Raw genomic sequence first — 25,946 nt, 5'->3', positions numbered from 1 at the left:
GGCCCGCAGCGCGGCGCCCTGGCTGCGGGCGGCCTCGCCCAGCGGCACGCGGATATCGGCCGGCAGGCGGGATGCCAGCCGGCGCACCTGCCCGGCCTGGCCCACCGGCCGCGGCCCCTCATGCCGCGCGGGCGCCGGGTCCTGCCGGCCGCTCAGCGCGACGAACACCGCCTCCACCTCCGCCCAGGGCACGGTGCGCAGAGTGTTCCGCAGGCGGTCATGCCGGCAGAAGCCGATCTCGCCCGGGCGCTGCTCCAGCAGCACGCGGTACAGCTCGAAGGACAGGCGCTGGATGCCGCTCGGGCGGCGGCTGATCAGCGCATACTCGAACAGGTCCTCGACATCGATCCAGTAGGTCATGCCACGGCCTTGCGGCCGGGGCACGGCCCTGGCACCCATCCGGCGGGGCAGCAACGATGGGTGCCGGACGCATCCAGCCAGGCAGGGAAACGGGACATCATATGCAGGCGATACGCGATGCCATGGGGCCTGCCAAGCTGGACCCTGGCCAGGATGCCGCCACCCGGCCGCCCCTGCTGCTGATCGGCGCCGGCGGCCATGGCCGCGCGGTGCTGGAAACCCTGCGGGACGCCGGCTGGCCCACCCCCGCCGGCGTGCTGGACGACAACCCCGCCTCCGCCGGCCTGCCCGGCATCCAGTTGCTCGGCCCCATCGCCATGGCCGAGGCGCTGCGCCGGCAAGGCCTGGCCGCCGCGCACGTGGCCCTGGGCGACAACGCCCGCCGCCAGGCCCTGGGCGAATGGCTGCGCGGCCTGGGCTACACCCTGCCGGAGATCCTGCACCCCAGCGCCATCATCGCCTCCACCGCCCGCATCGGCGCCGGCAGCGTGGCGCTGCCCCGCGTGGTGGTCGGCGCCGCCGCCGTGGTGGGGGAGCACGTCATCCTCAACACCGGCTGCATCGTCGAGCATGACTGCCAGATCGGTCCCGCCGCCCACATCGCCCCCGCCGCGACGCTGGGCGGCGGCGTCCGCGTCGGTGCGGGCGCCCTGGTCGGACTTGGCAGCGCCGTGAAGCCGGGCGTAACGATCGGCGCCCGGGCCGTCATCGGCGTCGGCGCGGCCGTGGTAGCGGATGTGGCGGCGGAAGCCCGCATGGGCGGGGTGCCGGCGGTGGCGCTGAGGCGTGGGGGTTGATCGTTCCCGTCTTTCGCCGTTGCGTTGAGAGGGGCGCTGCCCCTCTCAAACTCTCCCCGCCAAAGGCCTGAGGCCTTTGGAAACCCGATCTTCAGGGCTTCTGCAAAAGGCAGGAAGACAACTAATATATTGTTTTATAACATAATATTCCCACCTCGGTGGCACGCAGCCTCTACCGCCACAGATCCCAAAACACCCCATGTTGCCAGCGACAGCAAGCAACCGACCCCGATCACCTGCGATCACCGCACAGGCGCCCAGCACCACCCAAACTGACAGAAAGAAAAGAAGAGGGGTCTCAGGGGAGAATTCATTCTCCCCTGTTTCTCCACGCCCGCCCGCACGGAGCGGTACCAACAAGCGAAGACCGGGCCACACAGCCCCCGTCCCCCTCAGCGCTCCAAGAGAGACGAGAACAGCGGGTTGAAGGTCTCGGCCGCCTCGAACGCCACCCAGTGGCCGGCGGCGGGGATGATGTGGAGCTCGGTCTCCGGCCGCAGGGCAGCGAAGAGCTGCACGCGCTCGTCCATATACGGGTAGGCGATGGCGTCGCGCTCGCCATAGATGACGTTCAGCGGGGCGATGGATTCCCGCACCGCGTCCCGCAGCGCGCCTTCCGGCACCAGCTTGGGGCTGCGCAGGCGGGAATGGTCGCTGTTCCAGGCCTGGATGCGCAGCGCCAGCGCGTCGATCCGCGCCGGGTCGGCGATCATCAGCGCGGCGAGGTTGGCGCGGTGGGCGGCGGTGCGTGCCTCGCCCTGCTTGCTGCGGACCGAGGTCAGCGTGAACGGGTCCCGCCGCAGGCCAAGCCCGCCGGCGCCGACCAGGGTGAAGGAGCGCAGCCGGTTGGCGCCATCGCGCGCATCCAGCGCCGCGATGTGGCCGGAGATGACGCCGCCGAAGGAGAAGCCGGCCAGGTCGTAGCGCTCACCGGGGCGGAGCAGGTGCTCCAGCCCCCCGGTCACCAGCCGGGCGTAGCTCCACAGGTCGAAGCCCGGCGGCGGCGGGGCGGATTCGCCAAGGCCCGGCATGTCCGGTGCCAGCACACGGTGGCGCCGCGCCAGCAGCTCGATATTCCGCGCCCAGTGGCGCCAGGAGCCGGCGCCGCCATGCAGCAGCACCAGCGGCGGCCCGTCGCCCCATGCGTGCCAGACCAGGTTGCCGGTGGTCATCGGTGTCTCGCGCCGGGTGGCGGTGGCCGCCAGCCGGTCCAGCAGATCGGCCGGGAGGTTCATGCGGCGCCTCCCGGTCCTGCCACCCCTGCTCCTGCCGCCCCTGCTCCTACCGTTGCCACCACTTGGGACGCCGCCTGGGCGGCCTGGGCGCGGATTTCCGGCACGGCGGTGATTTCCCACAACGCGCCGCGGGTCAGCGGGCCGACGGCGGCCAGGCCGGGCACGGGCTGGCCATCGGCGCCGCGCAGGGTGCCGTCCGGTCCGGTGACATCCAGGCCGATGCCCAACGGGTCCGGCCGCGCCAAGCCGCGCCGCAGCAGGTCCGGCACCGGGGCGATGTCGCGCCACGCGGCGGCCGAATCGGGGCCGGTGCAGAGGATGATGCGGCCGACCGTCAGCGTCTCTTGCCCACCATGGCGATGGCGCAGCGTGGCCTGCACGCCGCCGGCCACCGGCTGCCAGTCCTGCAGGCGGGCGGCGCGGATATTCAGGCCGCCGGTGGCCCGTTGCCCGGTCACGGTAGCGGCCACGGCGGGGGCCAGCCGGTGGCGGTGCAGGTTCCAGGCTGTGCGGCCATGACGCAGGAAGCTGGCGCGCTGCGCCGGGCTCCACCCCTGCCAGACGCGCTGCACCTGCGGGCGGGCGCCGTCCATCACCGCTTGCCAGGGCTGGCCGGCGGCCAGGGCACGGGCGGCTTCCTGGCGCAGGATGCGGCACAGCGCCGCCGGGCCGGCACCGGCCGGCAGCTCCACCGGCCAGGCCTTCGGAAACGGCCCGGCGACATGCGCCAGCGGCAACCAGCCATGGCGGGAGATGCCGAGCACCTGGCCGCGATGGCCAAGCCGGCGCAACGACAGCAGCATGTCCACCATGGTCAGCCCCATGCCGACCAGCAGCACCGGTGACTCGGGGTCCAGCCCCTCCAGCGCCGCCGGGTCCCACGGATTGCCGATGAGGTGCGGCGGCGCGCCCACCGGGCTGGCGAAGCCGCCCAGCGCCAGCACCACCCGCGCCACGTGCCAGGACTGGCTGCCGGCACCAAGGCGGAAGCCACCGCCCGGCAGGCTCTCCACCGTCTCCACCCGGCAGGGCAGCGTCGTGATGCCGGTGGTAGCGAACTGCGCCGCCAGATACGCGCCATACAGGGCCCGGGGGGCGAAGACGGGGCCGCCATCGGCCGGGGCCTCCGGCGCGTCGTCACGCCCGGCCAGCCATTCCTGGAAATGCGCCGGGTTGTCCGGATGCAGGCTCATGCCGCCGGCGGGGACGTTTAGCAGGTGCGAAGGGTCGGTGGTGCCATAGGCCAGGCCAGGGCCGGCGACGGGCGCATCCTCGAACAGCAGGATCGGCTCGCCTTCCGGCAGGCTGGCCCGCAATCGTACCGCCAGGGCCGTGCCGGCGAAGCCGCCGCCAATGATCGCAACCCGCGCATCCACAGCATCCATGCCGTTCACTTGCTCCGTCCAGAGCGCGACGGCGGGAAAGGCCCCTGGGTCACGCAGCCACGTCAATCTCCGGGCCTGGATGCCAGGGCCCACACGTCAGCGCCCACATTCTGGGGCCTGAATGCCAACGCCCCATATCAGCGCTCACACGCCAGGGTCCGACACGCCAGCGACCCCAACGCCAGAACCCACACGACAGGTCCACACGCCAGCGCCCCGACGCCAGGACCCACACGGCAGGTCCCGAATACCAGGCCCGATCACCCGGCCCCGCCAAGCAAGGCCCGGACCAAGGCAAAATTTAAGGCCCGCACGCCAAAGCCAGCCTGCCGGCGCCCTGCGTCCCGCGCCGAAGCCCGGGGCGCCAAATCTCAGCCCCCGCTCGTCCCCCGGCCCGCGCCGCGCACCGGCGGATCGCGCGAGAGGCCGCGCGCCGCCAGCTCCGCCTCGTAGGACGCCCAGCGTTCCGCCTGTTCCTCGCCCAGCTGGCGCAGATAGCCCCAGGTGTAGATGCCACTGTCATGCAGGTCGTCGAACGACACCCGCACCGCATAATGGCCGACCGGCTCCAGCCGCAGGATGCCGACATGGCGGCGGCCGGAGACATACTTGCGTTGCCCCGGCCCATGTCCCTGCACCTCGGCGGAGGGGCTCTCCACCCGCAGGTACTCGGCCGGCAGGGTGAAGCGGGCACCGTCGGCGAAGCTGATCTCCAACACCTTCTCGGCCCGCTTGAGGCGCAGCTCGGTCGGCGCGGGGTCGGGGCCCGACATCAGCCCTCCAGTCGGCGGGCCTCGTCCGGCAACATGATGGGGATGCCATCGCGGATCGGATAGGCCAGCCCGGCCTTCTCGCTGATCAGCTCGCCCTTCTGGCGGTCATAGACCAGCGGACCCTTGGTCAGCGGGCAAACCAGGATTTCCAACAACCGCGGGTCCACAGGACCACCAGACGGCTGCGCGGAGGGGGGGGTGTCGGTCTCGGTGCTCATATCCGATGGTTCCTGCGCCATGGCGGGCAAAGCGTCAATCCGGACTCACGGCCGTGGTTGCAACAGCGTGGTCGGCTGGGAGGGAGGCGGAAGGCCGGGGAATCCCTTCCCCGGCCGTCCCGCTCTTCAGCTCGGCCGCTGGCCCATTGAGGCCGAGGGGTTGGCGTCGATCCGCAGCAGCGTGACCAGCAGGTCCGCACGTTGCACCGGGTCGGCCGCCTCCAGCAGCGCTTGCTGTTCCCGCCCATCGAAGGGGCAGATCATGCACAGGGTGGTGACGAGGGCAGGCATGGCCATGCGCTCGATCGCGGACCAGTCGACCTCGATATGCCGGGCGGCGAAGTAGGGGCGCAGCGCGGCCAGCAGGGGCGCGCGGGCGTCCTGCGCCTGGCCTTCGGGTGGCGGGTCCAGATCCGCCAGGTAGGGGGAGAAATCGGCGCTCACCTGCCGGTAGCCGGACGGCCGGTCCGGCAGTTCCTCCACCACCCGGAAGCGCAGCAGGCCAAGCAGCGTGATCAGGTAGCGCCCGTCATCGGTCTCGGAGAAGGAGGCGATGCGGCCCAGGCAGCCGGTGCGATAGATGGTGGAGCGGCCTTCGATGCGCGGATGCGCCGGGTCCGGCAGCACCATGCCCAGCAGGCGGCCGGTGCCCAGGGCATCCTCCACCATCGCCAAATAGCGTGGCTCGAAGATGTTCAGCGGCAGGCGGCCGCCGGGCAGCAGCAACGCGCCCTGCAGCGGGAAGATTGGAATCTCCGCCGGCAGGCCGCCGGGGCGGGGGTCGCGGAAGGGGGACATGGCGGACCTCACGCGGCCCGCAGGCAGGGCGGCGCATGCCGCCCCTTCCGCGAGGCCGTCAGCGGAACAACAGCGTGGACAGTCCACGCCGCGCCTTCGGCACCACCGGGTCGGTAGGGCCCCAGGCCTCGAAGAACTTGATCAGCTGCTTGCGGGCCGCCTCGTCGTTCCAGGTGATGTCGCGGCGGATGGCTTCCAGCAGCGCGTCGGCGGCTTCCTGGTGGCGGTCCATGGCGTTCAGCGCCACCGCCAGCTCGATCCGCGCCTCGTGGTCGTCCGGGTCGGCGGCGAGGCGGGTTTCGAACTCGGAAAGACGCTCCCGCGCTTTGCGGCCCTCGGCGGCCAGTTCCAGCGCGCTGCGGACGCCGGTGATCTCGGCGTGGTTGCGGATCTTGTCCGGCACGCTGTCCACCACCGCCTGGGCCTGCTCCTCCTCCCCCAGTGCGATCAGCGCGCGGGCGAGGCCGGCCATGGCCTCGGGGTTCTCCGGCTCCTGCTGCGCCAGGGCGGCGAACAGTTCCAGCGCCGCCTGGTGGTCTCCCTGCTCCACCGCGGCCTTGGCCTCGGCCAGGAGGTCGGCGCTGGGCAGCTGGCCGCCGGCGGCCTTCAGCAGCGTCTCGACAAACTTCTTCACCTCGGATTCCGGCAGCGCGCCCTGGAACAGGTCGGCGATCTGCCCCTGCCAGAAGGCCACGACCGTCGGCACCGACTGCAGCGGCAGCCCCATCTGGGAGAGCTGCTGCACCAGCGCCTGGTTCTTGTCGATGTCGATCTTGACCAGCTTCACCCGGCCGCCGGCGGCGGTGATGACCTTCTCCAGCGTCGGCGTCAGCTGCTTGCAGGGGCCGCACCACGTCGCCCAGAAATCGACCAGGACGGGCACTTCGCGGCTGGCGGCCACGACGTCCTGCATGAAGTTCTTCTGGTCGCTGTCCTTGATGATATCGGCAGCTTGGGGGGTCTGGGTGTTGAACATCGCTTCCATGGGAGTACCGGCTTCCAGCTTCCTGTCCCCGCATAGATGCGTGCCGTCGGTGCGGACGCAAGTGGAGGCCGTCGTTAACGGCGGGACGGGCCGCCGGTGCAATCCGATAGGTCGTGGAGGGAAACACAGCCCGGCGGCCTTCGTTCCCTGGTTAGCCGGGTTCCCGGGTTGATCCGCGCCTGCGGCCTTTCTCGCACGGGCCATTCGATTCCTGGGACGGATCGAGATGCGGCCTCGGGCAGGAAGGCCGGGGAAGGAATTCCCCGGACCCCATCTTTCTTCTGCGAGTCTTTCGGGTGTGGATGTGGGTGCGTCAGCCGTTCTGAAAGGGCGTGATTTCGGGGGCTGATGGCTCAAGCCCAGGTGGCCCTTCCTCACGGACACCCTTGCCGGCCCGGCCCCGCGCCAACGTTCAGAAAAAAGATGGCGTAAACGTATACGTTCACGCAGGGGAATCCTTTCCCCTGACCTTCCCAATCCCGCGTGACATACCGGTTGGCTCAGTAACGTTGTCCCGCTGATCGCTGCCTCGGACATCGGTGCCCCGGGTCATCCCCTTCTCCGGCCGTTCGATCCCTGCGGCATGTGTTTCCCCGGTCATCTCTCACTAGGCCCCGCGCGCCCAGCAGCCACCTGTTCCCCTGCTCCACCGCATCGCGGGCCATCCGATGCCTCAACGCTCATCCCGGCGGCCCCGCCATCCGCTGCGCGCAGGCCCACGCACCCCCGGGCTTCCCCGCCGGCGCCGGGCTGGATAGGGTCGCCCCCCCGCAACCCGGACGAACGGAGCCCGCATCGCATGAGTCTTGAGAGCGTCCGCGCCTTCCTGGCCGAGAAGGCCCCCGGCATCGCCATCCTGGAAACCGATGCCCCCACCCCCACCGTAGCGGATGCCGCCGCCGTGCATGGCGTGGCGCCCGGGCAGATCGCCAAGACCCTCTCTTTGCGTGTGGGGGAGCGGGTGTTGCTGGTGGTGGCGCGCGGCGATGCGCGGCTGGACAACAAGAAGGCCAAGGCGGCCTTCGGCGGCAAGACCCGCATGCTGGAGGCCGAGCAGGTGGTGGCGCTGACCGGCCACCCGATCGGCGGCGTCTGCCCCTTCGGGCTGGCGACGGCGCTGCCGGTCTATTGCGACGTCTCCCTCCGCGCTTTCGAGGAAGTGCTGCCCGCGGCGGGCTCCATCAACAGCGCCCTGCGCATCAGCCCGGCCCATATGGCGGAGCTGGTGGCCGAGGGCTGGGTGGATGTGTGTGAGGCCGCAGCCTGAGGCGGGACGATTTCAATACGGGGTCATAAATATTGCCCGCTTCCGTATGGAAGGGGGTTGCGCGCCCCCCGCCGCCATGGCAAATGCCCGCCACGCCGATACGGAGTGCGGGCGTAGCTCAGGGGTAGAGCACAACCTTGCCAAGGTTGGGGTCGAGGGTTCGAATCCCTTCGCCCGCTCCATCTTCCCTCGGGAAGATCATCGGATTGCAAGAGGCTCGCTTCGGCGAGCCTTTCGCGTTTCTGGGCCACCGCAAGGAACCGGCCCGCGTCCATCAGCCGCCCAGGTGACGCCTTGACCGCAGAAACCCCCGGCCTCCTGCGCCGCCGCCACAACCTGAACCTCAACACGCAATCCGTGTTCGACCCATCTGGGGACGCCGCGAGCCTGGCGCGGCGCGATGCGGCGCTGCAGGCGCTGCGCCCGGGCGACGAGGTGGCCATCCGCGAGACCGGCGGCCAGCGCCTGCGCTTCCGCATCACCCAGGTCGAAAGCCTGGGCCGCGGCAAGACACCCTTGCTGTACACCGCGGCCTCCGGCAGCCACGGCGGCAAGGCCTGGCACGGCCTGGCCGGCACCAGCCGCGACTACCCGGCGGGCAGTGCCCGGCTGGTGGAAGCGACCCCGGCGGTGCGCGAATTCGCCCGCATCCTGCCAGAGGGCACACCCCACTTCATCGACGCCGACCACCCGCACTGGCTGGAACCCGGCTGACCACACGCTTGAAAGGCCCGGCTCAGCGCCGTCCAACGGCACCAGCAGCGCATGGCGTGACGATGCTGCTGGCCGGCCCGTCAAGCCTCACCACAGGCTGTCGCTGTCCGAGCCGCCCCAGCCATCGCTGTTGAAGCCCGTGTCGTAGCCGGAACCACCATCCCAGCCGGACCCGCCATCGTCCGACCCGCCGCCGCTCCAACCGCCGCCCGAAGCGGAATTGCTGCTGCCGGAACCGCTGCTGTCATCCGACCCACCGCCCCAGCCATCGCTGTTGAAGCCGGTGTCAAAGCCTGAGCCACCATCCCAGCCCGAGCCGCCGTTATCGCTGCCGCTCCAACCCGCATCGCTGCCGCTATCGCCCTTGGCAGAATCGCCCCAGCCGTCGCTATTGAAGCCGGTGTCGAAGCCCGAGCCACCATCCCAGCCGGAACCGCTATAGTCGCCGCCGCTGCCGCCCCAGCCCGCATCGCTGACGCTATCGCCCTTGGCGGAATCGCCCCAGCCGTCGCTATTGAAGCCAGTGTCGAAGCCCGAGCCACCATCCCAGCCGGAACCGCTATAGTCGCCGCCGCTGCCGCCCCAGCCAGCATCGCTGCCGCTGTCGGCCTTCGGGGAATCGCCCCAGCCGTCGCTGTTGAAGCCAGTGTCGAAGCCCGAGCCACCATCCCAGCCGGAACCGCTATAAGTCCCAGCGCCGGAGGACATGCGGTCTTCATCCCAGCCACCGCCCCAGCGGCCCGGGTCGAAATCGGCCGTGGTCGAGAAGGCGGCGTCAATCCGGTCCTGGATCTCGGCACCGCTGATGCGGTCGCCCGCCAGGCCATCGAGGCGGTCGGTCTTGCTATCGGGGTCCGGACCGAAATAGCTGCTCACGCCATCGACGGCCCAGCCACCCAGCGCATAGGCACCGTTGCCCAGCGCCACCACGCCATGGCCGATATCCTCGCCCACGGCCTGGCCGGACGTACTGCCCAGCACCATGCCCGCCGCCGCGCCGACCGGAATGCCCGCCGGGCTGGCGATCGACCCGGCGCCACCCAGCGCGATGCCGCCGGCAATGCCGCCGACCCAACCGCCGGCCGTGCCGAAGGCATCGACCGTCAGGTCGGCCCATTCTCCTTTGTAGGAATGGTCGAGCATGTCGACCGCGCCGGAGAGCAGACTGAGGTTGCCGAAGCCCTTGCCGGCCGGGCTGTCGGACATCCCCATGCCATCGAGGGTCGTGGCGATGTCGCCGAAATCGGTGGCGATGTTGCCGGCGGTGCTGTCCTCGGCATCCCAGTGCTGGGGGGTGAAGCCCTTGTCGTCGCTCAAACCGTCGCTCCCTGTGCAGTTGCAGGGAGACCCTAGGAAGAACCGGCGATAAGGGCCAAAGCACAGAAACTCGATCCAGACTGAAATACCCGTGAGGCAGCCCGGTCTCTGCTATCGAAGCGGAAGAAAAATCAGTTTGTTACGTGCCTGATGGGCAGCCGCATCACGCATTGCGGAGATCGTTTCATGACCCAAGCCCCGCATAGCTGAGCCGCCCTGAACAATGCCGCATGCTGGCATGCGCCATCGCACGCCCTGCAGGCCCTAACTGCAGGCGCGGAGCTGGGCCCCCGCCGCAACCGGCGCCCCGGAACGGGCAGGGGCATGCGGCCCCTGCCCTGTCCCAGCACCGCCTCAGCCGCTCCGCGCCACGCGCCCTTCCAGCGGGTAGGCCGGGTCGTTGTAACCGGGGGTGGAAGGATGCCCGGCCGGCACCAGCCGGTTCACCAGCGCCTCGTCCTCCGCCGTGAAGCGATAGGCCAGGGCGCCGACATAATCCTCCCACTGCGCCTCGGTGCGCGGGCCGGCGATGGGCGCGGTGACGAAGCGGTTGTTCAACACCCACGCCACGGCGAATTGCCCGGCGGTGATGCCGCGTTCCTCCGCATGCGCCCGCAAGGTCCGGGCAATCTCCAGGCTTTCCGGCCGCCACTCCGTCTCCAGCATGCGCTTGTCGGCGCGGCCGGCGCGGGTCTCGGCGGAAGGGCTGGATTCCGGCGCGTACTTGCCCGTCAGCACGCCGCGCGCCAGCGGGCTGTAAGGCACCACGCCCAGCCCGTAATAGTCGCAGGCCGGCAGGTGCTCGACCTCCGGCATCCGGTTCAGCGCGTTGTAGTAGGGCTGGCTGACCACCGGGCGGTCGATGCCCAGCTCGTCGCACAGCCGGCAGATCTCCGCCACGCGCCAGGCGCGGTGGTTGGAGACGCCGAAATGCCGGATCTTCCCCGCCCGCACCAGATCCGCCATCGCGCCCACCGTCTCGGCCAGCGGCGTCGCGTGGTCCTCCTTGTGCAGGTACAGGATGTCGATGGCCTCGACGCCCAGGCGGCGCAGGCTGTCCTCCGCCGCCATCAGGCAATGACGGCGGGAGAGGCCACGGTCATTCGGGCCGGAGCCGACCGGGTTGGCCAGCTTGGTGGCCAGCACCCAATGCCCCCGCTGCGCGCGGATGGCGCGGCCGGTGATCTCCTCCGACCGCCCGGCATTGTAGACATTGGCGGCGTCGATGAAATTGATGCCCTGCTCCCGCGCACGGTCGATGATGCGCGCCGCCGTCGGCTCATCCGTCGCATCGCCGAACATCATGGTGCCGAGGCAGAGCGGCGAAACCTTCAGGCCACTGCGGCCAAGATTGCGATAGTCCATTGAGGCTGGCCCTCCCAAGACCGATCGGCCTTCAAGGGCCGTCCCTCCCTGTGTGCCAGTGTTTTCCAGGGACCGCAAAACCGCCCGCCGGCAATGGCGCCCTATCCGGTTGGCGCCCGCTCAGGCTGCACGGTTCTTGCCGGCGTGGCATCGAGGGGGCGCTGCCCCCTCGAGCTCCCCTGGCAGGGGATACGATCCCCTGCACCCGCGATTCGTTGGGAGCGTGATGCCTTGGATGGGACTATCCGGCCGCGTGGAACGTGTTGGCCGAGCACAAGCCCTGGGGCACGTCTTGAAGGCTTACGATATCCAACTGCGGATGCCCCGCAGCCACGACCAAAATAATATTATATTAAAATCAAATACTTAATGGCAATTTCCATAGGACATGGAACTGGTGCCTTCCATGGAGCATCAAAGCGTGATCCATCCTGCCGAAGGCAACCACGGGCCCACTGTCCACACCCAACACCCGGGTTTCCAAAGGCCTCAGGCCTTTGGCGGGGAGAGTTTGAGAGGGGCAGCGCCCCTCTCAAGACCGCCGCAGCAAGCAAAGCACCTTCAGGCCCGGAGCGTCCCCGCCATCATCGGCACGCAATCCCCGCCGACCCAGGCGCGCACCTCGCCGTTCTCCCGCCGGGCGCGGGCGCGCAGCAGGCTGGGGCGGCCCATCTCGACGCCCTGGCGAACCTCCCACTCCAAAGCATCCTCGCCGGCCAGGTGCAGCAGCAGGGCGCCGGTGGTGGCCGTGGCGCTGCCGGTCGCCGGGTCCTCGTAGAGCTGGCGGGTGAACATGCGGGATTGCAGCGTGCCCGCCCCGGTGCGCACATAGGCGTAGATGGATTGGGCGCCATCGCGCGGCAGGGCGGCTGACCACGCGGTGCCGTTGGGCCGGATGCGGCCCAGTGCTTCCAGCCCCGCCAGTTCCACCAGCACGAAGGCCACGCCGACGCTGGCCACCTGCGGCGGGTGCGCGGTGGTGACGACATCGCCCGGCTGCAGCGACAGGCAGGCTGCGATCGCCGCCGGCTCCAGCGCCGAGGCGAGGCTGAGTGGCTGCGGCGCGCTCAGCTCGCCCCCCGTCACGGCGCCATCGCGCTGGCGCAGCACGACCTTCACCAGGCCGGCGATCTCCTCGAACACCACATGCTCCGGCACCGGCTGGCCGCGCGCGGCAAGGTCCTGCGCCAGGGCGAAGGCAGTGCCCAGGTTGGGGTGGCCGGCGAAGGGCATCTCCCGTGCCGGCGTGAAGATGCGGACATGGGCGGTGTTGGCCGGGTCACGCGGCGGCAGCACGAAGCTGGTCTCGGAGTAATTGAATTCGGCGGCGATGGCCTGCATCGCCGCGGTGTCCAGCCCTTCCGCATCCAGCACCACGGCCAGCGGGTTGCCGCCGAAGGGGCGGTCGGTGAACACGTCGGTGGTGACGTAACGGCGGAGGGTGGTCATGCGGCTACTTCCAGAAAGGCTTGTTGGCTTCGTACCATGCGTCCGCCTCGGTCATGCCGAGGTCACGCAGGTGGCTGGGCGGCAGGTCGCGCAGCGCGGCGCGGGTGGTGGCGCGGCGGTGCCACAGCCGGGCCAGTGCCAGAAGGCGGCCCAGGCCCGGACGCAGCGGGACGTCTGCGGCCGGATTACTCCGATCAAATCGGAGAATTGCTCCGATCATCTGTGTTATTCCTCAAGATTGCTTCGGAACAATCCATCGCACAGGTGCAATATTCGCTTCAACACGGCAATTGTTCTCGGTACAATAAACCCGCATGAGCGATTTCCGAAGCCTCGCCAATCAGTTCGCCGCCGAACTCTCGGCCGACCTCTCCCTCGGACGCCGACGCCCTGGTGACCGGCTGCCAACCAGCCGGACCTTCGCCCACCAGCGCGGCATCGCCCCCTCCACCGCCAGCCGCGTCTATGCCGAGCTGGTGCGGCGCGGCGTGGCGGTGGGTGAGGTCGGGCGCGGCACCTTCCTGCGCGCCGCTACCTCCCTGCCCAACCTGCCGGCGCGGGAGCTGGACCCGCATGAGGTGGTGGACCTGGAACTGAACTTCTCCGTCCTGCCGCAGCAGGCGGTGATGCTGGCCCCCGCCCTGGCCCGGCTGGCGGAACCGGCGGCGCTGCTTGGCACCATGCAGCGCAGCGGCGTGCGCGGCACCGCCACCGACCGTGCCGCCGCCGCCCGGCTGCTAAGGCGCGGCGGCTGGTCGCCGGACCCGGAAAGCCTGCTCTTCGCCGGGCGCGGGCAGCAGGCCCTGGCCGCCACCCTTGCCGCGCTGGTGGCGCCGGGGGAACGCGTGGGCTTCGAGGCGATGACCTACCCGATGGCCAAAGGCATGGCGCTGCGCCTGGGGCTGCACGCCGTGCCCCTGGCCATGGACGAGGACGGGCTGCGGCCGGATGCCCTGCTCGCCGCCCACCGCGCCCATCCGCTGCGGCTGCTCTACCTGCAGCCGGACCTGCACAACCCGCTCGGCATCACCATGCCGCCGGCGCGGCGGCAGGAACTGGCGGCGATGCTGCGGGATCTCGGCATCGTCGCCATCGAGGACAACGTCTACAGCTTCCTGAAGGACAGCCTTTCCCCACCCCTCGCCGCCCTGGCGCCCGATCACGTCGTGCTGGTGGACAGCCTCTCCAAGCGCGTGGCACCCGGGATCACCCTGGGCTTCCTGGTGGCGCCCGCCGCCCTGCGCCACCGCCTGGGCGCCGCGCTGCGCCTGGGGGGCTGGACCGCGCCAGGCTTCGCGCTTGCCGCCGGCACCGCCTGGATGGAGCAAGGGCTGGTCGATGAACTCGTCGGCCTCAAACGGCAGGACGCCGCCCGCCGCCACGCTTTGGCGCGCGAGATCCTCGGCGGCGGCGGCCTGGTGCTGCGGGGCGACCCGATGGCCTACCACCTCTGGCTGGAACTGCCCGGGCACTGGCGGGCGGAAACCTTCGTCGCCGCGGCCGCCCGCCGCCGCATCGCCGTCTCCCCGGCCGCCGACTTCGCCGTGGGGCCGGGGCATGCGCCGGACGCGGTGCGCCTGGCCCTCGCCGCGCCGGACGAAGCCGCGCTGCGCCCGGCGCTGGAGACCCTGCTGGCCCTGGCCCTGGCGGGGCCGGAGGCGGGGGGCGTCGAGTAGCGGGAGGCTGAGTGCTGGGGGATGCCCTGTGTCGTGGCGGTGGATCGAGGGGGCGCTGCCCCCTCAAGCTCCCCTGGCAGGGGATGCGATCCCCTGCACCCGCGTTCAATCAGGTGCGCGGCCATCGGCTTCACGATTATTATCTATTAAAATCAATTATTTAATAAATTTCTTCCGTGGACGCGAGCGCCCGAAATTCCACCGAAGCAGGCCCTCATCAGCCGCCTCCAGCACCCGGGTTTCCAAAGGCCCCAGGCCTTTGGCGGGGAGAGCTTGAGAGGGGCAGCGCCCCTCTCAAGAAGCCCGGTCACCGGGCGTGCGCGGCATCCGTGCCCCGCAGGGAGGCGAGGGTCCAGCTGCCGCCACCGGCCACGGCCAGGTAGAGGAAGACGAAGCAATACAGGATCGCCGCGTCGCCGCCATTGTTCACCGGGAAGGGGCTGCGCGGCGCGTGGGCCATCCAGTACGCCACCGCCATGGTGCCGGACATGATGAAGGCCGCCGGCCGCACCATGACGCCGAGCAGCAGCAGCAGGCCACCCGCCACTTCGATGATCGCGGCGATCCAGGGCAGCGACATCATCGGCGGGAAGTTGCCGCTGGCCGGTGCCGGGAAGCCGAACAGCTTCTGCGTGCCATGCGCCATGAAGATCAGCGCGGCGACGATCCGCAGCACGGCCAGCGCGCGCGGCGCCCAGAGTGCGACGACAGTTGGGTTCATCAATCTTGTTTCCGCAGGATGTGGATCTGCGCGGGGGCATGCCCGGCGATTCTTAAGGCTGGCTTAAGATTCGCCGCGCAAAACCACCCGGCCGGTGCCCTTAGCCGCGCAGGGCGGCGGCGGAGGCGTTGAGCGAGGGTGCCGGCGTGGCGGGCAGGTAGCGAATGGTGCCGGACTCGCCCTGGCCGACGAAGTGGGCGATGCGCGGCGGCTGCGCTGGCGCGTCGGGTGCGTAGTCGATCCGCATGCCCTCCCCCTTGCGGGTGACGGAGATGGCGCCGCCGCCGACGACGTTCTGCGCCGGATTGTCGTAGGACACGGCGAAGTTCTCGCCCTGGCCGAGGATTTCGATGGCGGCGGCGGGCTGGCCCAGGGCAACCATGGACAGCGGGATAAGGGCGAGGATGGCGTTGCGAAGCATGGCTCTTGTCCTGTTCTTGCGTGCGGCCCGTCCTCTCGGCCCCGATGCTTAAGGCAGCCTTAAAACGGCGATGACAAACAGTGACGAAGGACTGCGATGCGTGTTCTGCTGGTCGAGGACGATGCGATGCTGCTGGATGGCCTGCGCCTCGGCCTGAAGATGCACGGCTTCCAGGTGGAGGCCGTCAGCCTGATGGGTGATGCCGAGGCCGCCACCCGCGCCAGCCGCTTCGATGCCATGGTGCTGGACATCATGCTGCCCGACGGCTCCGGCCTCGACCTGCTGCGGCAGTTGCGCGCGCGCGGCGATGCCACGCCGGTGCTGCTGCTGACCGCGCGCGACGCGGTGGGAGACCGGGTGCAGGGCCTGGATGACGGCGCCGACGACTATCTCGGCAAGCCGTTCGACCTGGACGAAGTCGCCGCCCGCCTGCGTGCCCTCGGCCGCCGCGCGCAGGGGCGGCCGACGCCGCAGCTCATCTGGGGCGCCCTGGTGCTGGACCCGGCCAGGCGGGACGTGGCGTTGCAGGGCAACCCCGTCGCCCTCTCCCGCCGCGAATTCGCCGTGCTGGAAGCGCTGATGGAACGCCCCGGCTTCATCCTCTCCCGCGAGGACCTGCAGGAACGCCTGTATGGCTGGCAGGACGATGTCGAGAGCAACGCCATCGAAGTGCATATCCACAAGCTGCGGCACAAGCTGGGGCGGGATGCCATCCGCACGCTGCGCGGCGTCGGCTACCGTATGGGAGAGCCCGTGGCATGACCTCCATCCGCACCCGCCTGCTCAGCATCCTGGCCGTGGCCACCGCCATCGTCTGGCTCTGCGGCGTCAGCTGGATCGCCCTGCACACCCAGCGGGAACTGGACCGGATGCTGGACCAGCGGCTGGGCGAGGTCGGCCGTATGGTGAACTCCCTGCTGCGCAGCGGCGATATCGACCCGATGGTGGCGGCCGGCGCCGCGCAATCCGCCCCCCAGCCCACCGAAGCCGGGCCGCGCAACTTCATCTCCTGCCAGATCTGGGACGCGGAAGGGCGGCTGATCGGCCGCTCCGGCGACGCGCCGACCGAGGAACTCGCCACCATCGGCAACGGCTTCGCCGATACCATGGTGGGGGACCAGCCCTGGCGCGTCTTCGCCATCGTGGATGCCACGCGCGGCACCCGCATCCTGATCGGTGACAACCTGCAGGAACGCCAGGGCATCGTGCGGCAGGTCATCCTCGGCCTGGTGGTGCCGGCCGCGCTGCTGCTGCCGCTGCTGGCCGGGCTGATCTGGCTCAGCGTCTCCCACGGCCTGCGCCCGCTGGGCCAGGCGGCCGCCGCCCTGCGCCAGCGCAAGCCGAACGACCTGACGCCCCTGGCCCCCGCCGCCCTGCCGGCGGAAGTGCGGCCGATGTTCCAGGCGCTGGACGCGCTGCTGGAGCGCCTCGCCGAATCCCGCGCGCAGGAGCAGACCTTCACCGCCTTCGCCGCGCATGAACTCCGCACGCCCCTCGCCGGCCTGCGCCTGCAAGCCCAGCTCGCCATGGCCTCCGGCACCGAGGCCGAGCGCCAGACCGCTCTGCGGCATATCATCATCGCCGTCGACCGCATGACCGCCCTGGTCCGCCAGCTTCTGGAACTCGCCCGCCTGGACAACGACGTTTCCCCACCCGACCGCAGCATCGACGCCGCCAACCTGCTGGATGACGCCGCCCGCGGCATGCACCCCCTGCCCTGCCCGCTGCAGGTCGCGCCCAACCTGCGCGGCCTGCCCGTGCGGGTGGACCCGGGCCTGTTCTCCATGACGCTGCGCAACCTGCTGGAGAATGCCGTGCAGCAAACCCCCGCCGGCGAAGCCGTGCTGTGCGACGCGCACCGGGACGAGAACAGCGTCATCATCACCGTCAGCGACCGTGGCCCCGGCATCCCGCCCGAAGAACTGCAGCACATCCGCAAGCGCTTCTTCCGCGGCCGCCACAAGACCGTCAGCGGCAGCGGCCTCGGCCTGGCCATCGCCGACGCCGCCATGCGCAAAGCCGGCGGCACACTCCGCTTCCGCAACCGACCGGAAGGCGGCCTTGTCGCGGAGATCCTTCTCCCCCTGGGGCAACCGGCGTCCTGATATGCCTTCCTCTGACAAAGCTTTTGCCGAGGGGACCGTATCCTTCGGCGGGGCTGCTTGGGCGGTCTTCGCCAGAAGGATAAAGCAAAGGCCGGGGAAAGAATTCCCCGGACCCCTTCTTTTTTTCGAGTTTTTCGGGCGGGGCTGTTGCACGGGCGTGCTTGAGAGGCGGCTGGGTGCGCCGGAGGTCCCAGACCTCCGGCGACTGACGGTTCAGCCCGCGTGGCCCATTTATAAAATTCAGAGAGTGCCCGCTCTCCGCCCTGAAGCGTGGCACCAAACTCGAAAAAGGAAGATGGGGTCCGGGGAATTCCTTCCCCGGCCTTGCTTCTTTCCAGCTCTCAGCCAGCCGGAAGCTCCGACCAGAAAACATCTACCCAAAGACTAGAAGATCCCGCAATTCTACTCGCAACCGCCGCACTCTCAGCACGAACAAACATCAACGCCTCTGGGACCCGCCGCACGCCCGGTCATCCCACCCGCCCCCGCACCGCCAGGAAATCTAGCAATGCGCGGATGCGGGCGGGGAGTTGCCCGCCTTGGCCGAGCCAGACGGCGTGGACTTCTTCCAGGTCGCCGGGGTTGTGATCTTCCATCACCGGCACCAAGCGGCCGGCGCGGATGTCGTCCCGCACGGTGAATGCGGCCAGGCGGGCCAGGCCGGTGCCTTCCAGGACCAGTTGGCGCAGGGCCTCGCCGTCGCTGATCTGCACGCGGCCGACGGCGGGCAGGGTCATGGCGGTCCCGTCCCGCAGCAGGGGCCAGCCTTCCAGGCTGCGGGTGTAGCCCAGGCGCAGGCGGTTGTGCCGTTCCAGGGCCTCGATGCTGTCAGGGGTGCCGTGGCGTTCCAGGTAGACGGGCGCGGCCACGATCACCATGCGTGTCGCCCCCAGCTTGCGGGCAACGAGGCTGGAGCTTTTCAGCGGCCCGGCGCGCACGGCGACATCGGCGCGGGCTTCCAGCAGGTTCACCACCGTGTCGGTCTGCACGATGTCCAGCGTCACGTCCGGGTATTGCGCCAGGAAATCCGGCAGCAGCGGTGCCAGGATATGCGTGCCGAAGGAGGCGTTGACGTTCAGCCGGATGCGCCCCGCCGCGCGTTCGGCGCTGGAGACGCCACGCTCCGCTTCCTCCAGGTCGGCCAGGATGCGGGTAGCGCGCTCGTAGAAAGCGGAGCCTTCCGGCGTCAGTTGCAGCTTGCGGGTGGAGCGGTGCAGCAGCCGGGCGCCCAGCCTTGCCTCCAGCCGCGACATCAGCTTACTGACGGCCGAGGGCGTCATCTGCCCGGCGCGCGCGGCGGCGGAAAAGCCGCCCAGTTCGACGACCCGGACAAACACTTCCATCTCGCCCGAGCGATTGATCTCCGGCCGCGGCATGGTGAATTCACGTCACAAATGATGTTCCGCCCGGCAGGCTACTTCACACCTGCCCACTGGTCCATCTGGGGATGGATTTCATATCCCTCGTGGAAAGACGTTTCCCATGCCATTCGCTCTCTATGCGCTGACGGCGGGTGCCTTCGGCATCGGCGTCACCGAGTTCGTCATTATGGGCCTGCTGCTGGAGGTCAGCGCCGATCTCGGCGTCACCATCGCGGCGGCCGGCCTGCTGATCTCCGGCTACGCGCTCGGCGTCGTCGTCGGCGCGCCGCTGTTGACGGCGCTGACCGCGCGCTGGCCGCGCAAGGGCGTGCTGATCGGCCTGATGGTCATCTTCATCCTCGGCAACGCCGCCGCCGCCATCGCCCCCAGCTACGGCCTGCTGATGGCCGCGCGGGTGCTGACGGCCTTCGCCCACGGCACCTTCTTCGGCGTCGGCTCCGTCGTCGCCACCGGGCTGGTGGCGCCGGAACGCCGGGCCTCGGCCATCGCCATCATGTTCACCGGGCTGACGGTGGCCAACATCCTCGGCGTGCCCTTCGGCACCTGGCTGGGCCAGCACTATGGCTGGCGCGCCACCTTCTGGGCCGTCACCGCCATCGGCATCGCCGCCCTGGCCGTGCTGGCCCTGCTGGTGCCCAAGGACAAGTCGGCGCCCGAGGCCTTCGACTGGCGGTCCGACCTGCGCGCCATGCTGCGCCGCCCGGTGCTGCTGGGCCTGCTGACCACCGTGCTCGGCTATGCCGGCGTGTTCGCCGTGTTCACCTACATCGCCCCGGCGCTGACCGGCATCACCGGCCTGCCCGCCAGCGCCGTCTCCCCCGTGCTGCTGGTGTTCGGCGGCGGGCTGATCCTGGGCAACCTGCTGGGCGGCAAGCTGGCGGACCGCCACCTGAACCGCACCGTGCTGGGCAGCATGCTGGCCCTGGCGGTGGTGCTGGGGCTGATGGGCTTCGCCCTGCACAACAGCATCGCCGCCGTGGTCTTCGTCGGCCTGCTGGGCGCCGCCGGCTTCGCCACCGTGGCCCCCCTGCAGATGTGGGTGCTGCAGAAAGCCGAAGGCGCCGGGCAAAGCCTGGCCTCCAGCCTCAACATCGCCGCCTTCAACCTGGGCAACGCACTCGGCGCCTGGATCGGCGGCATCGTCATCGAACACGGCCCCGGCCTGGGCGCGGTCGCCCCGATCTCCGCCCTGCTGCCGCTGGCCGCCGTCGCCGTCGCCGCCTACGCCATGCGGACGGAGCGCACCCCGGCTGGGGCTGTGGCCACCGCCCAGCGGTGAGGCGGGCACCCTTCGGCGCTTGGCCGGAGTGTGGGAAGCAAGGCCGGGGAAGGAACTCCCCGGACCCCTTCTTTTGTTTTTTCGAGTTTTCGGGCGGGGCTGTCTCACGGTCATCTCCGAGAGACGGCTGGGGTCCTAGACCTCCGGCGACTGATGGCTCAGCCCGCACGACCCATTTCAAATATCATCAAGCAGCGTCCCCTTCACTTCGCGGCCTGTCGCCAAACTCGCAGAAAAAAGATGGGGGTCTGGGGGAATTCCTTCCCCCAGCCTTCACAGCTCTTCCCCCGTCAGTCTCCCCGCGAAAGGCCGATCCGCACCAAGGCCGTCAGGGTCTGCCCCGGCGGCAGCATCACCCGGCCGCTGCCCAGGATGCCTTGCTCGGCGAAGTTGAAGCCGTCCGGGGCATGGCTGGTCGGTTCCAGGCACAGGTAGCGGCCGTCATCCGGCCGGTGCAGCACCAGGTGGGTCAGGTTTTCGGCGGAGAGGGAGAGCACGGTTCCATCCGCCTGGCGCAGCGTGCCGTGGCCGTCCCACTCGCTGCGGTAGAGGGAGAGGCCGCCGGGCGGCAACGGGCATGGCGGGTCGTAATCCGCCGGCGCGGGCACGGGCGGTGCCGCGAGGAAGTCGGGCGTCACCGGCCAGTCGGTCTGCGCGCGGAAACCCAGCCGGTCGGTGGCATCGTGCTGGAAGTAAGGGTGCAGGCCCAGCCCGGCGGGCATGGCGCTGTCGTCGTCATTGGTCAGGGCCAGGGCGATGATGGCGGCCTGGGGTTCCAGGCGCACCTGCAGGCCGGCGGTGAAGCGCCAGGGCCACTCGCCGCCGCCGGGGTGGATGACATCCAGCGCGACGCTGTCCGCCGCCTGGGCCAGCACGCTCCAGGCCACGCGGTGCGCGTGGCCGTGCAGGCTGTGCGGCGCGGCGTCCGGGTGCGGCGGCAAGGCGTGCAGGGTGCCACCGATGCGGAGCGCCGCGTCGCGGATGCGGTTGCTGTAGGGCACCAGCGGGTAGAGGCCGCCTTTGGGCCAATGCAGCAGCGCGTCCGGCGCCGCGTCTTCCGGGAAGGGGAACAGCACCTCGCGCGGCGCCGCGTAGGCGGCCGGTTGCAGGGCCAGACGGGTGATGCGGGCGCCCAGCGCCGGGGCCAGCCGCAGCATGGCGCTGCCCGATGTCAGCGTGACGATCATGGAACGATGCCGGCGGCCGGCGTGGCGGGGGCGCTGCCCGCGTCGTGGGGGATGGCCAGCGTGGCCATCCCCTGCCAGGCCAGGCCTGGGTTACGCACGCTGCGCCTTCACCCGGCCGACCATCTGGGTCGGGTCGACGAAGCGCAGCGCCAGCAGCAGCCAGATCAGCGTCGTCGCCATGTACACCACCGCCATGGCGTCGGTGGATTGCGGCGCGCGCACGCCGGCGGCGAAGACGGCGTAATACAGCGCCACCACCAGCGTCTGGCTGTCCGCACCCGCCGTCAGGAAGGTCAGCTCGAACATCGACAGCGTCCGCATCAGCACCAGCAAGCCGGCGGAGAGCATGCCCGGCAGCAGCAATGGCACCAGGATGCGGCGGAAGATGGTCAGCGTGCCCGCGCCGAAGACGCGCGCGGCATCCTCCAGCTTGCCGTCGATCTGCTCGACGAAGGGCGTCATCACCAGCACCACGAAGGGCGCGGCGGGGACGAGGTTGGCGAGGATGACGCCCCAGATCGTGCCACCCAGGCCCATCTGGTACAGCACCGTCGCCAGCGGGATGCCGTAGGTCACCGGCGGCACCAGCAGCGGCAGCAGGAACAGCAGCAGCACCAGCCCCTTCCCGCGGAAGCGCAGCCGCGCCATCACATAAGCCGCCGGCACGCCGACGAGGAGCGAGAGGAACACCACCGCCCCCGCCACCTGCGCGGTGACGACGAGGATGGCGCTCAACTGGAACTCCGCCCAGGCGGTGGAGTACCAGCGAAGGGTAAAGCCATCCGGCAACCAGCCGCCGAACCAGCGCTGGCCCAGCGAGTTGACCACCACGACGGCGATGACCGCCAGCACGTTCAGCAGGAAGAACAGCATCACCACGAACAGGGTGGTGTTCCACGCCTTCTGCGCGACGGGGGACGCGAAGAGTCCTTGCATGGTCTCAGCCCTTCCCGGATGCGGCGGGGCCGCGATAAGCGAAGTTCCGCAGGCCCAGCACAGCACCGACGACGGCGAGCTGCACGATGCCCATGATGATGGCGATGGCCGAGGCCAGCGAGTAGTCGTACTGCTCGAACGCCGCTTCATACGCCGCCAGCGAGATGACGCGCGTGGGCCCGGCCGGCGCCCCCAGCATCACCGCCGATGGAAACACCGCGAAGGCCTGCACGAAGCACAGGGCGAAGGTGATGGCGATGCCCGGTGCCAGCAGCGGCAGGTAGATCCGCATGAACTGCCGGTGCGGCGGCGCCCCCAGCGTGGCGGCGGCGCGTGCCAGCGTCGGGTCGATGCCGGTGACGTAGGAGAGCATCATCAGGAAGGCGAAGGGAAAGCCGGTGATGACGAGCGAGATGATGACCGCCGCCGGCTTGTGCAGCAGCCGGATCGGCTCGCTGATCAGGCCGATATCCAGCAGCGCCCGGTTCATCCAGCCATTGGGCGAGAGGTAGGAGAGCAGGCCCTCCGCCGCCAGCACCGTGCCCAGCGTGATCGGCACCACCAGGATGGTGGTGATGATGCGCTGGCTGCTGGACGGCTTGCGCAGCGCATAGGCCACCGGCAGCGCCAGCCCGACATTGACGATGGTGATGGGCAAGGACAGCCACAGCGTGGTGCCGATGGTGCCGTACAGCCGCGAATTGGTGAAGAACGCGATGTAGTTGGCGAACGGGCCGCCTTCCAGCGGCTCGAAGGACAGGATCAGGCCGTAGATGAAGGGGTAGCAGAACAACCCCAGCACGACGGCCAGCCCCGGCAGCACCAGCAGCGGGCGCAGGTCCCGCCCGGCGGCGCGGGCATCATGGGCGATCTTGGGCCGGGGCGGCGCGACCGCCGCGGCGGGAGGAAAGGTGGAGCTCATCGGTTCAGGCCGCCGCCGCGTCGCCGGAGAAGACGCGGACGCGGTCCGCCGGCACGGTGAAGCGCACCGCCTCCCCACTGTTGAGCGCGAGGTGGGAGCGCGCCAGCACCACGCGGCCATCCGGCAGGCGGAGATCCGCCAGCCAGTCCCGGCCGCAATACTCCACCTGGCCGACCTGCGCGGGCAGGCCATCCCCATCGGTCAGCACCACGTCGTCGGGGCGGAAGGCGGCGACGGCGGGGCCCACCGGCGCCTCCCCCACGCCTTCCATCTGCAGGCCCGCCGTCTCGGCCCGCACGCGGCCGGGGCCGGCCGGGTGGGCCGACACTTCCAGCACGTTGCGGAAGCCCATGAACAGCGCCACGTCCAGCGTCTGCGGCCGGGCGTACAACTCCTCCGGCGTGCCTTCCTGGCGCTTCACCCCATCGCGCATCACCACGATGCGGTCGGAGAGGGAGAGCGCCTCGTCCTGGTCGTGCGTCACGTAGATCGTGGTCAGCCCCAGCTCGTTGTGCAGCCGGCGGATCTCGTGCCGCATCTCGATGCGCAGCTTGGCATCGAGGTTGGAGAGCGGCTCATCCATCAGCACCAGCGGCGGCTCGATCACCGCGGCGCGGGCGATGGCGACGCGCTGCTGCTGGCCGCCGGAAAGCTGGCCGGGCAAGCGCTCGCCCAGATTGTCCAGCCGCACCAGCTTCAGCGCCTTCTCGACGCGGGCGGCGACCTCGGCACGGCCGACGCCGCGCATCTCCAGCCCGAAGGCGATGTTCTTGCGCACGCTCATATGCGGGAACAGCGCGTAGTTCTGGAACACCATGCCGAAGCCGCGCTGCTCCGGCGGCAGCACGTCGATCCGCTTGTTGTCCAGGCGGATCTGGCCGCTGGTCAGGGAGAGCAGGCCGGCGATGCAGTTCAGCGCGGTGGACTTGCCGCAGCCAGAAGGCCCCAGCAGGGAGATGAACTCGCCGGCGCGGATCGTCAGATCCAGCTCGCGCAGCGCGGCGTGGTTGGCAAAATGGCGGCTGATGTGGTCGAGCCGCAGTTCCTGGAAAGCCTGCATGGGTGCCTCGGCCTGAAAAGGGTACGGACGCGCCGAAAGGGCGCGTCCGGTCAGCATGTCCGATCGGCGGCGCCGATCAGCGTGTTTCACTCAGCAAGTGTGCTCAGCGCGTCTTCTGGGAACCGACCTTCTCGTCCCAGATGCGGAAGGCAGCGACCATCGGACGCGGCTCCAGCGGGGCCTCGACCGGCGTGGTCTGCATCAGCTGGTCGTAGATCGGCCGGCCGAACTCACGCATGGCGCGCTGGCTGGACTCGGGCGCCATGTCCAGCGTCACGCCCTTGCGCGCCGGGCCGGGGTAGAAATAGCCGTCGTCATACGTGACGGCCTGCTGCTCCGGCGTCATCAGGAAGCGGATGAAGTCGATCGCCGCCGCCAGGCGGTCCTGCGGCAGGCCCTTCGGGATGCAGATGTAGTGGCCGTCCGAGACGAAGCGGAAATTCTCGATCGGCACCACCTCGGCATCCTTGGGCACGATGCCCAGCACGCGCGGGTTGATGTCCCACCCCATGGTGGAGGGCATGACGTCGCGGGTGCCCTGGGCGAACTCGCGCATCATCGCCGCCGTGCCGCCCGGGTAGTACTCGATGTACTTGTTCAGCTCTTCCAGATAGGCCCAGGTCTTGGTCCAGCCCTTCTCCGGGTCCTTCGGGTCGGAATCGCCCAGGATGTAGGGCACGGCCATCATGAAGGTGCGGCCGATGCCGGAATTGGCCGGGCGCGGGTACAGCACGCGGTTGGGGTTCGCCTTCGCGTAATCCAGCAGCTGCTGCAGCGAGCGCGGCGGATTGGCCACCCGCGCCGGCGCGTACTGGATGAACGGCCCCTGCGGCGTGTAGCTGATCAACTGGCCGAAGCCGCGCGCCAGGTCCGACTGCTTGCGGGCACCGGCATCGAACAGCATGTCCGGATTCAGCGCCGGGTCGTTGAAGCCGCCGATATTCTGCCAGAGATCCAGCTCCAGCCCGGCGGAGAGCGCGTCATTGCCGACGATGACGATGTCGACGTCGATGCGGTTGGCCCGCTGCATGGCGCGGATCTTGCCCGCCACTTCCGGCGCCGGGGCGCGGGACATGGCGAAGCGGGAGACACGGTCGGCATGCGCGCTGCCATAGGCATCGAACACCTTCTGCGTCAGCGCCAGATTACCGGCCGCATCGATGACCCCCAACGTCACCGGCTTGCCGGACAGCGCCGGCGCAGTTCCCTGAGCAAAGGCACCCGGCGCGATCGTGGCACCGGCGGCAGCACCCAGGCCGAGCGCCATCAGGCTGCGGCGGCCGAGTCCCGATAGGCCAACACCCGGGCGCGAAGCGTTCGAATCCATGGACGTCCTCATATTCTTATAGTTGTCGGACAAGTATGATAGCGCCGTCGTGAGGTGGACCTCAACGGCGCTTTTCGTGACCATTCCGAAAGGGAGCCTCCATCCGGATTCCGGCGGCCTTTCGCCCCATATGGACCATGCCCGCCATCAGTATGGGCACGTCCGCTGCGGCCAAGGTGAAGCCGTCTCTACCGCAGAGCAGAGGATGAGGCGGGTGGCAGGGTCGAATTCAGGGGGACAAGGAAGGCCGGGGAAAGAATTCCCCGG

General features: G+C 69.7%; 25 protein-coding genes, 1 tRNA gene and 1 pseudogene. 8 read left to right on the top strand and 19 right to left on the bottom strand.

Going from position 1 to position 25,946, the window contains the following annotated elements; translation table 11 throughout:
* Window positions 1–360, bottom strand: a pseudogene (locus IBL26_RS14875) (glycosyltransferase); the annotation flags it as partial.
* A gap of 101 nt (window positions 361–461) precedes the next feature.
* Between IBL26_RS14875 and IBL26_RS14870 the strand changes: the two are divergent.
* The gene (locus tag IBL26_RS14870; RefSeq protein ID WP_187785282.1) at window positions 462–1,157 is read left to right on the top strand and encodes a NeuD/PglB/VioB family sugar acetyltransferase; all 696 of its coding nucleotides are present in this window, start codon (window positions 462–464) and stop codon (window positions 1,155–1,157) included.
* Between the two features lie 392 nt (window positions 1,158–1,549).
* Here the strand turns inward: IBL26_RS14870 and IBL26_RS14865 are convergent, their stop codons facing one another.
* The 6 genes from IBL26_RS14865 to IBL26_RS14840 all read right to left on the bottom strand — a co-directional run bounded on the left by IBL26_RS14865 (window position 1,550) and on the right by IBL26_RS14840 (window position 6,551).
* Window positions 1,550–2,392: an alpha/beta fold hydrolase gene (locus tag IBL26_RS14865; protein ID WP_187785281.1), complete on the bottom strand. Its 843-nt coding sequence runs from the start codon at window positions 2,390–2,392 to the stop codon at window positions 1,550–1,552.
* The gene (locus IBL26_RS14860; RefSeq protein ID WP_187785280.1) at window positions 2,389–3,777 is read right to left on the bottom strand and encodes an FAD/NAD(P)-binding protein; all 1,389 of its coding nucleotides are present in this window, start codon (window positions 3,775–3,777) and stop codon (window positions 2,389–2,391) included. Before IBL26_RS14860 ends, IBL26_RS14865 begins: the two co-directional genes overlap by 4 nt.
* A gap of 371 nt (window positions 3,778–4,148) precedes the next feature.
* On the bottom strand, window positions 4,149–4,550 hold the full coding sequence (locus IBL26_RS14855; protein ID WP_187785279.1) for a gamma-butyrobetaine hydroxylase-like domain-containing protein: 402 nt from the start codon (window positions 4,548–4,550) through the stop codon (window positions 4,149–4,151).
* On the bottom strand, window positions 4,550–4,768 hold the full coding sequence (locus IBL26_RS14850; protein ID WP_187785278.1) for a Trm112 family protein: 219 nt from the start codon (window positions 4,766–4,768) through the stop codon (window positions 4,550–4,552). The genes IBL26_RS14855 and IBL26_RS14850 overlap by 1 nt, the downstream gene beginning before the upstream one ends.
* A 126-nt stretch (window positions 4,769–4,894) precedes the next feature.
* The gene (locus IBL26_RS14845) at window positions 4,895–5,566 is read right to left on the bottom strand and encodes an LON peptidase substrate-binding domain-containing protein (RefSeq protein WP_187785277.1); all 672 of its coding nucleotides are present in this window, start codon (window positions 5,564–5,566) and stop codon (window positions 4,895–4,897) included.
* A 58-nt stretch (window positions 5,567–5,624) separates the two neighbouring features.
* Entirely contained in the window at window positions 5,625–6,551 is a 927-nt protein-coding gene (locus tag IBL26_RS14840) for a tetratricopeptide repeat protein (RefSeq protein ID WP_187785276.1), read from the bottom strand.
* A gap of 799 nt (window positions 6,552–7,350) precedes the next feature.
* Between IBL26_RS14840 and IBL26_RS14835 the strand changes: the two genes are divergently transcribed.
* The 3 genes from IBL26_RS14835 (at window position 7,351) to IBL26_RS14825 (ending at window position 8,532) form a co-directional block, all read left to right on the top strand.
* Window positions 7,351–7,818, top strand: coding sequence for a YbaK/EbsC family protein (locus IBL26_RS14835; protein ID WP_187785275.1), 468 nt, complete (start codon window positions 7,351–7,353; stop codon window positions 7,816–7,818).
* A gap of 107 nt (window positions 7,819–7,925) precedes the next feature.
* Window positions 7,926–8,000 (top strand) — tRNA-Gly (locus IBL26_RS14830).
* Window positions 8,001–8,112: 112 nt separating this feature from the next.
* Window positions 8,113–8,532: a sortase family protein gene (locus IBL26_RS14825; RefSeq protein WP_187785274.1), complete on the top strand. Its 420-nt coding sequence runs from the start codon at window positions 8,113–8,115 to the stop codon at window positions 8,530–8,532.
* Window positions 8,533–8,619: 87 nt separating this feature from the next.
* Here the strand turns inward: IBL26_RS14825 and IBL26_RS14820 are convergent, their stop codons facing one another.
* The 4 genes from IBL26_RS14820 to IBL26_RS14805 form a co-directional block, all read right to left on the bottom strand.
* Entirely contained in the window at window positions 8,620–9,849 is a 1,230-nt protein-coding gene (locus IBL26_RS14820; RefSeq protein ID WP_187785273.1) for a hypothetical protein, read from the bottom strand.
* 354 nt (window positions 9,850–10,203) lie between these two features.
* Window positions 10,204–11,214: an aldo/keto reductase gene (locus IBL26_RS14815; protein WP_187785272.1), complete on the bottom strand. Its 1,011-nt coding sequence runs from the start codon at window positions 11,212–11,214 to the stop codon at window positions 10,204–10,206.
* A gap of 561 nt (window positions 11,215–11,775) precedes the next feature.
* Window positions 11,776–12,663 (bottom strand): PhzF family phenazine biosynthesis protein, encoded by an 888-nt coding sequence (locus IBL26_RS14810; protein WP_187785271.1) that lies wholly within the window; start codon window positions 12,661–12,663, stop codon window positions 11,776–11,778.
* A 4-nt stretch (window positions 12,664–12,667) separates the two neighbouring features.
* Window positions 12,668–12,883, bottom strand: a complete 216-nt coding sequence (locus tag IBL26_RS14805; protein WP_187785270.1) for a DUF1127 domain-containing protein — start codon at window positions 12,881–12,883, stop codon at window positions 12,668–12,670.
* Window positions 12,884–12,977: 94 nt separating this feature from the next.
* Here IBL26_RS14805 and IBL26_RS14800 point away from each other — a divergent pair, with 94 nt between their 5' ends.
* Entirely contained in the window at window positions 12,978–14,339 is a 1,362-nt protein-coding gene (locus IBL26_RS14800; RefSeq protein ID WP_187785269.1) for an aminotransferase-like domain-containing protein, read from the top strand.
* Between the two features lie 307 nt (window positions 14,340–14,646).
* On the opposite strand, the gene IBL26_RS14795 is transcribed toward IBL26_RS14800, so the two are convergent.
* Together IBL26_RS14795 and IBL26_RS14790 are read right to left on the bottom strand one after the other, a co-directional pair.
* Window positions 14,647–15,060, bottom strand: a complete 414-nt coding sequence (locus IBL26_RS14795; RefSeq protein WP_187785268.1) for a DoxX family protein — start codon at window positions 15,058–15,060, stop codon at window positions 14,647–14,649.
* 100 nt (window positions 15,061–15,160) lie between these two features.
* Complete coding sequence (locus IBL26_RS14790) at window positions 15,161–15,481, bottom strand: hypothetical protein (protein ID WP_187785267.1); 321 nt, start codon at window positions 15,479–15,481, stop codon at window positions 15,161–15,163.
* 96 nt (window positions 15,482–15,577) lie between these two features.
* On the opposite strand from IBL26_RS14790, the gene IBL26_RS14785 reads away from it, so the two are divergent.
* Window positions 15,578–16,243: a response regulator gene (locus IBL26_RS14785; RefSeq protein ID WP_187785266.1), complete on the top strand. Its 666-nt coding sequence runs from the start codon at window positions 15,578–15,580 to the stop codon at window positions 16,241–16,243.
* Window positions 16,240–17,586 carry an ATP-binding protein gene (locus tag IBL26_RS14780; protein WP_187785265.1) on the top strand — a complete coding sequence of 449 codons (1,347 nt, stop codon included), beginning with the start codon at window positions 16,240–16,242 and terminating at the stop codon, window positions 17,584–17,586. The genes IBL26_RS14785 and IBL26_RS14780 overlap by 4 nt, the downstream gene beginning before the upstream one ends.
* A gap of 470 nt (window positions 17,587–18,056) precedes the next feature.
* Here the strand turns inward: IBL26_RS14780 and IBL26_RS14775 are convergent, their stop codons facing one another.
* Window positions 18,057–18,962, bottom strand: coding sequence for a LysR family transcriptional regulator (locus IBL26_RS14775; RefSeq protein WP_187785264.1), 906 nt, complete (start codon window positions 18,960–18,962; stop codon window positions 18,057–18,059).
* Window positions 18,963–19,068: 106 nt separating this feature from the next.
* Here IBL26_RS14775 and IBL26_RS14770 point away from each other — a divergent pair, with 106 nt between their 5' ends.
* Window positions 19,069–20,247, top strand: coding sequence for an MFS transporter (locus IBL26_RS14770; protein ID WP_187785263.1), 1,179 nt, complete (start codon window positions 19,069–19,071; stop codon window positions 20,245–20,247).
* A 290-nt stretch (window positions 20,248–20,537) separates the two neighbouring features.
* Here IBL26_RS14770 and IBL26_RS14765 read toward each other — a convergent pair whose 3' ends face one another.
* The 5 genes from IBL26_RS14765 to IBL26_RS14745 form a co-directional block, all read right to left on the bottom strand.
* Window positions 20,538–21,434 (bottom strand): aldose epimerase family protein, encoded by an 897-nt coding sequence (locus tag IBL26_RS14765; protein ID WP_187785262.1) that lies wholly within the window; start codon window positions 21,432–21,434, stop codon window positions 20,538–20,540.
* A 90-nt stretch (window positions 21,435–21,524) separates the two neighbouring features.
* A complete protein-coding gene (locus IBL26_RS14760) occupies window positions 21,525–22,370 on the bottom strand; it encodes an ABC transporter permease (protein WP_187785261.1) in 846 nt (281 codons plus the stop codon).
* A 4-nt stretch (window positions 22,371–22,374) separates the two neighbouring features.
* Window positions 22,375–23,292 (bottom strand): ABC transporter permease, encoded by a 918-nt coding sequence (locus IBL26_RS14755; RefSeq protein ID WP_241749394.1) that lies wholly within the window; start codon window positions 23,290–23,292, stop codon window positions 22,375–22,377.
* Window positions 23,293–23,296: 4 nt separating this feature from the next.
* Window positions 23,297–24,352, bottom strand: a complete 1,056-nt coding sequence (locus IBL26_RS14750) for an ABC transporter ATP-binding protein (protein ID WP_187785260.1) — start codon at window positions 24,350–24,352, stop codon at window positions 23,297–23,299.
* 103 nt (window positions 24,353–24,455) lie between these two features.
* Window positions 24,456–25,679 (bottom strand): extracellular solute-binding protein, encoded by a 1,224-nt coding sequence (locus tag IBL26_RS14745; protein ID WP_187785259.1) that lies wholly within the window; start codon window positions 25,677–25,679, stop codon window positions 24,456–24,458.
* Window positions 25,680–25,946: the final 267 nt, after the last annotated feature.

The organism is Teichococcus aerophilus (assembly GCF_014490485.1).
GTDB lineage: Bacteria > Pseudomonadota > Alphaproteobacteria > Acetobacterales > Acetobacteraceae > Pseudoroseomonas > Pseudoroseomonas aerophila.
This window is presented reverse-complemented; position numbering and strand designations above follow the sequence as displayed.

Bases quoted from the DNA above. Each gene is read 5' to 3' on its own strand.
- IBL26_RS14870 (WP_187785282.1), top strand. From the start codon at position 462: ATGCAGGCGATACGCGATGCCATGGGGCCTGCCAAGCTGGACCCTGGC.
- IBL26_RS14865 (WP_187785281.1), bottom strand. From the start codon at position 2,392: ATGAACCTCCCGGCCGATCTGCTGGACCGGCTGGCGGCCACCGCCACC.
- IBL26_RS14860 (WP_187785280.1), bottom strand. From the start codon at position 3,777: ATGGATGCTGTGGATGCGCGGGTTGCGATCATTGGCGGCGGCTTCGCC.
- IBL26_RS14855 (WP_187785279.1), bottom strand. From the start codon at position 4,550: ATGTCGGGCCCCGACCCCGCGCCGACCGAGCTGCGCCTCAAGCGGGCC.
- IBL26_RS14850 (WP_187785278.1), bottom strand. From the start codon at position 4,768: ATGAGCACCGAGACCGACACCCCCCCCTCCGCGCAGCCGTCTGGTGGT.
- IBL26_RS14845 (WP_187785277.1), bottom strand. From the start codon at position 5,566: ATGTCCCCCTTCCGCGACCCCCGCCCCGGCGGCCTGCCGGCGGAGATT.
- IBL26_RS14840 (WP_187785276.1), bottom strand. From the start codon at position 6,551: ATGGAAGCGATGTTCAACACCCAGACCCCCCAAGCTGCCGATATCATC.
- IBL26_RS14835 (WP_187785275.1), top strand. From the start codon at position 7,351: ATGAGTCTTGAGAGCGTCCGCGCCTTCCTGGCCGAGAAGGCCCCCGGC.
- IBL26_RS14815 (WP_187785272.1), bottom strand. From the start codon at position 11,214: ATGGACTATCGCAATCTTGGCCGCAGTGGCCTGAAGGTTTCGCCGCTC.
- IBL26_RS14810 (WP_187785271.1), bottom strand. From the start codon at position 12,663: ATGACCACCCTCCGCCGTTACGTCACCACCGACGTGTTCACCGACCGC.
- IBL26_RS14805 (WP_187785270.1), bottom strand. From the start codon at position 12,883: ATGATCGGAGCAATTCTCCGATTTGATCGGAGTAATCCGGCCGCAGAC.
- IBL26_RS14800 (WP_187785269.1), top strand. From the start codon at position 12,978: ATGAGCGATTTCCGAAGCCTCGCCAATCAGTTCGCCGCCGAACTCTCG.
- IBL26_RS14795 (WP_187785268.1), bottom strand. From the start codon at position 15,060: ATGAACCCAACTGTCGTCGCACTCTGGGCGCCGCGCGCGCTGGCCGTG.
- IBL26_RS14790 (WP_187785267.1), bottom strand. From the start codon at position 15,481: ATGCTTCGCAACGCCATCCTCGCCCTTATCCCGCTGTCCATGGTTGCC.
- IBL26_RS14785 (WP_187785266.1), top strand. From the start codon at position 15,578: ATGCGTGTTCTGCTGGTCGAGGACGATGCGATGCTGCTGGATGGCCTG.
- IBL26_RS14780 (WP_187785265.1), top strand. From the start codon at position 16,240: ATGACCTCCATCCGCACCCGCCTGCTCAGCATCCTGGCCGTGGCCACC.
- IBL26_RS14775 (WP_187785264.1), bottom strand. From the start codon at position 18,962: ATGCCGCGGCCGGAGATCAATCGCTCGGGCGAGATGGAAGTGTTTGTC.
- IBL26_RS14770 (WP_187785263.1), top strand. From the start codon at position 19,069: ATGCCATTCGCTCTCTATGCGCTGACGGCGGGTGCCTTCGGCATCGGC.
- IBL26_RS14765 (WP_187785262.1), bottom strand. From the start codon at position 21,434: ATGATCGTCACGCTGACATCGGGCAGCGCCATGCTGCGGCTGGCCCCG.
- IBL26_RS14760 (WP_187785261.1), bottom strand. From the start codon at position 22,370: ATGCAAGGACTCTTCGCGTCCCCCGTCGCGCAGAAGGCGTGGAACACC.
- IBL26_RS14755 (WP_241749394.1), bottom strand. From the start codon at position 23,292: ATGAGCTCCACCTTTCCTCCCGCCGCGGCGGTCGCGCCGCCCCGGCCC.
- IBL26_RS14750 (WP_187785260.1), bottom strand. From the start codon at position 24,352: ATGCAGGCTTTCCAGGAACTGCGGCTCGACCACATCAGCCGCCATTTT.
- IBL26_RS14745 (WP_187785259.1), bottom strand. From the start codon at position 25,679: ATGGATTCGAACGCTTCGCGCCCGGGTGTTGGCCTATCGGGACTCGGC.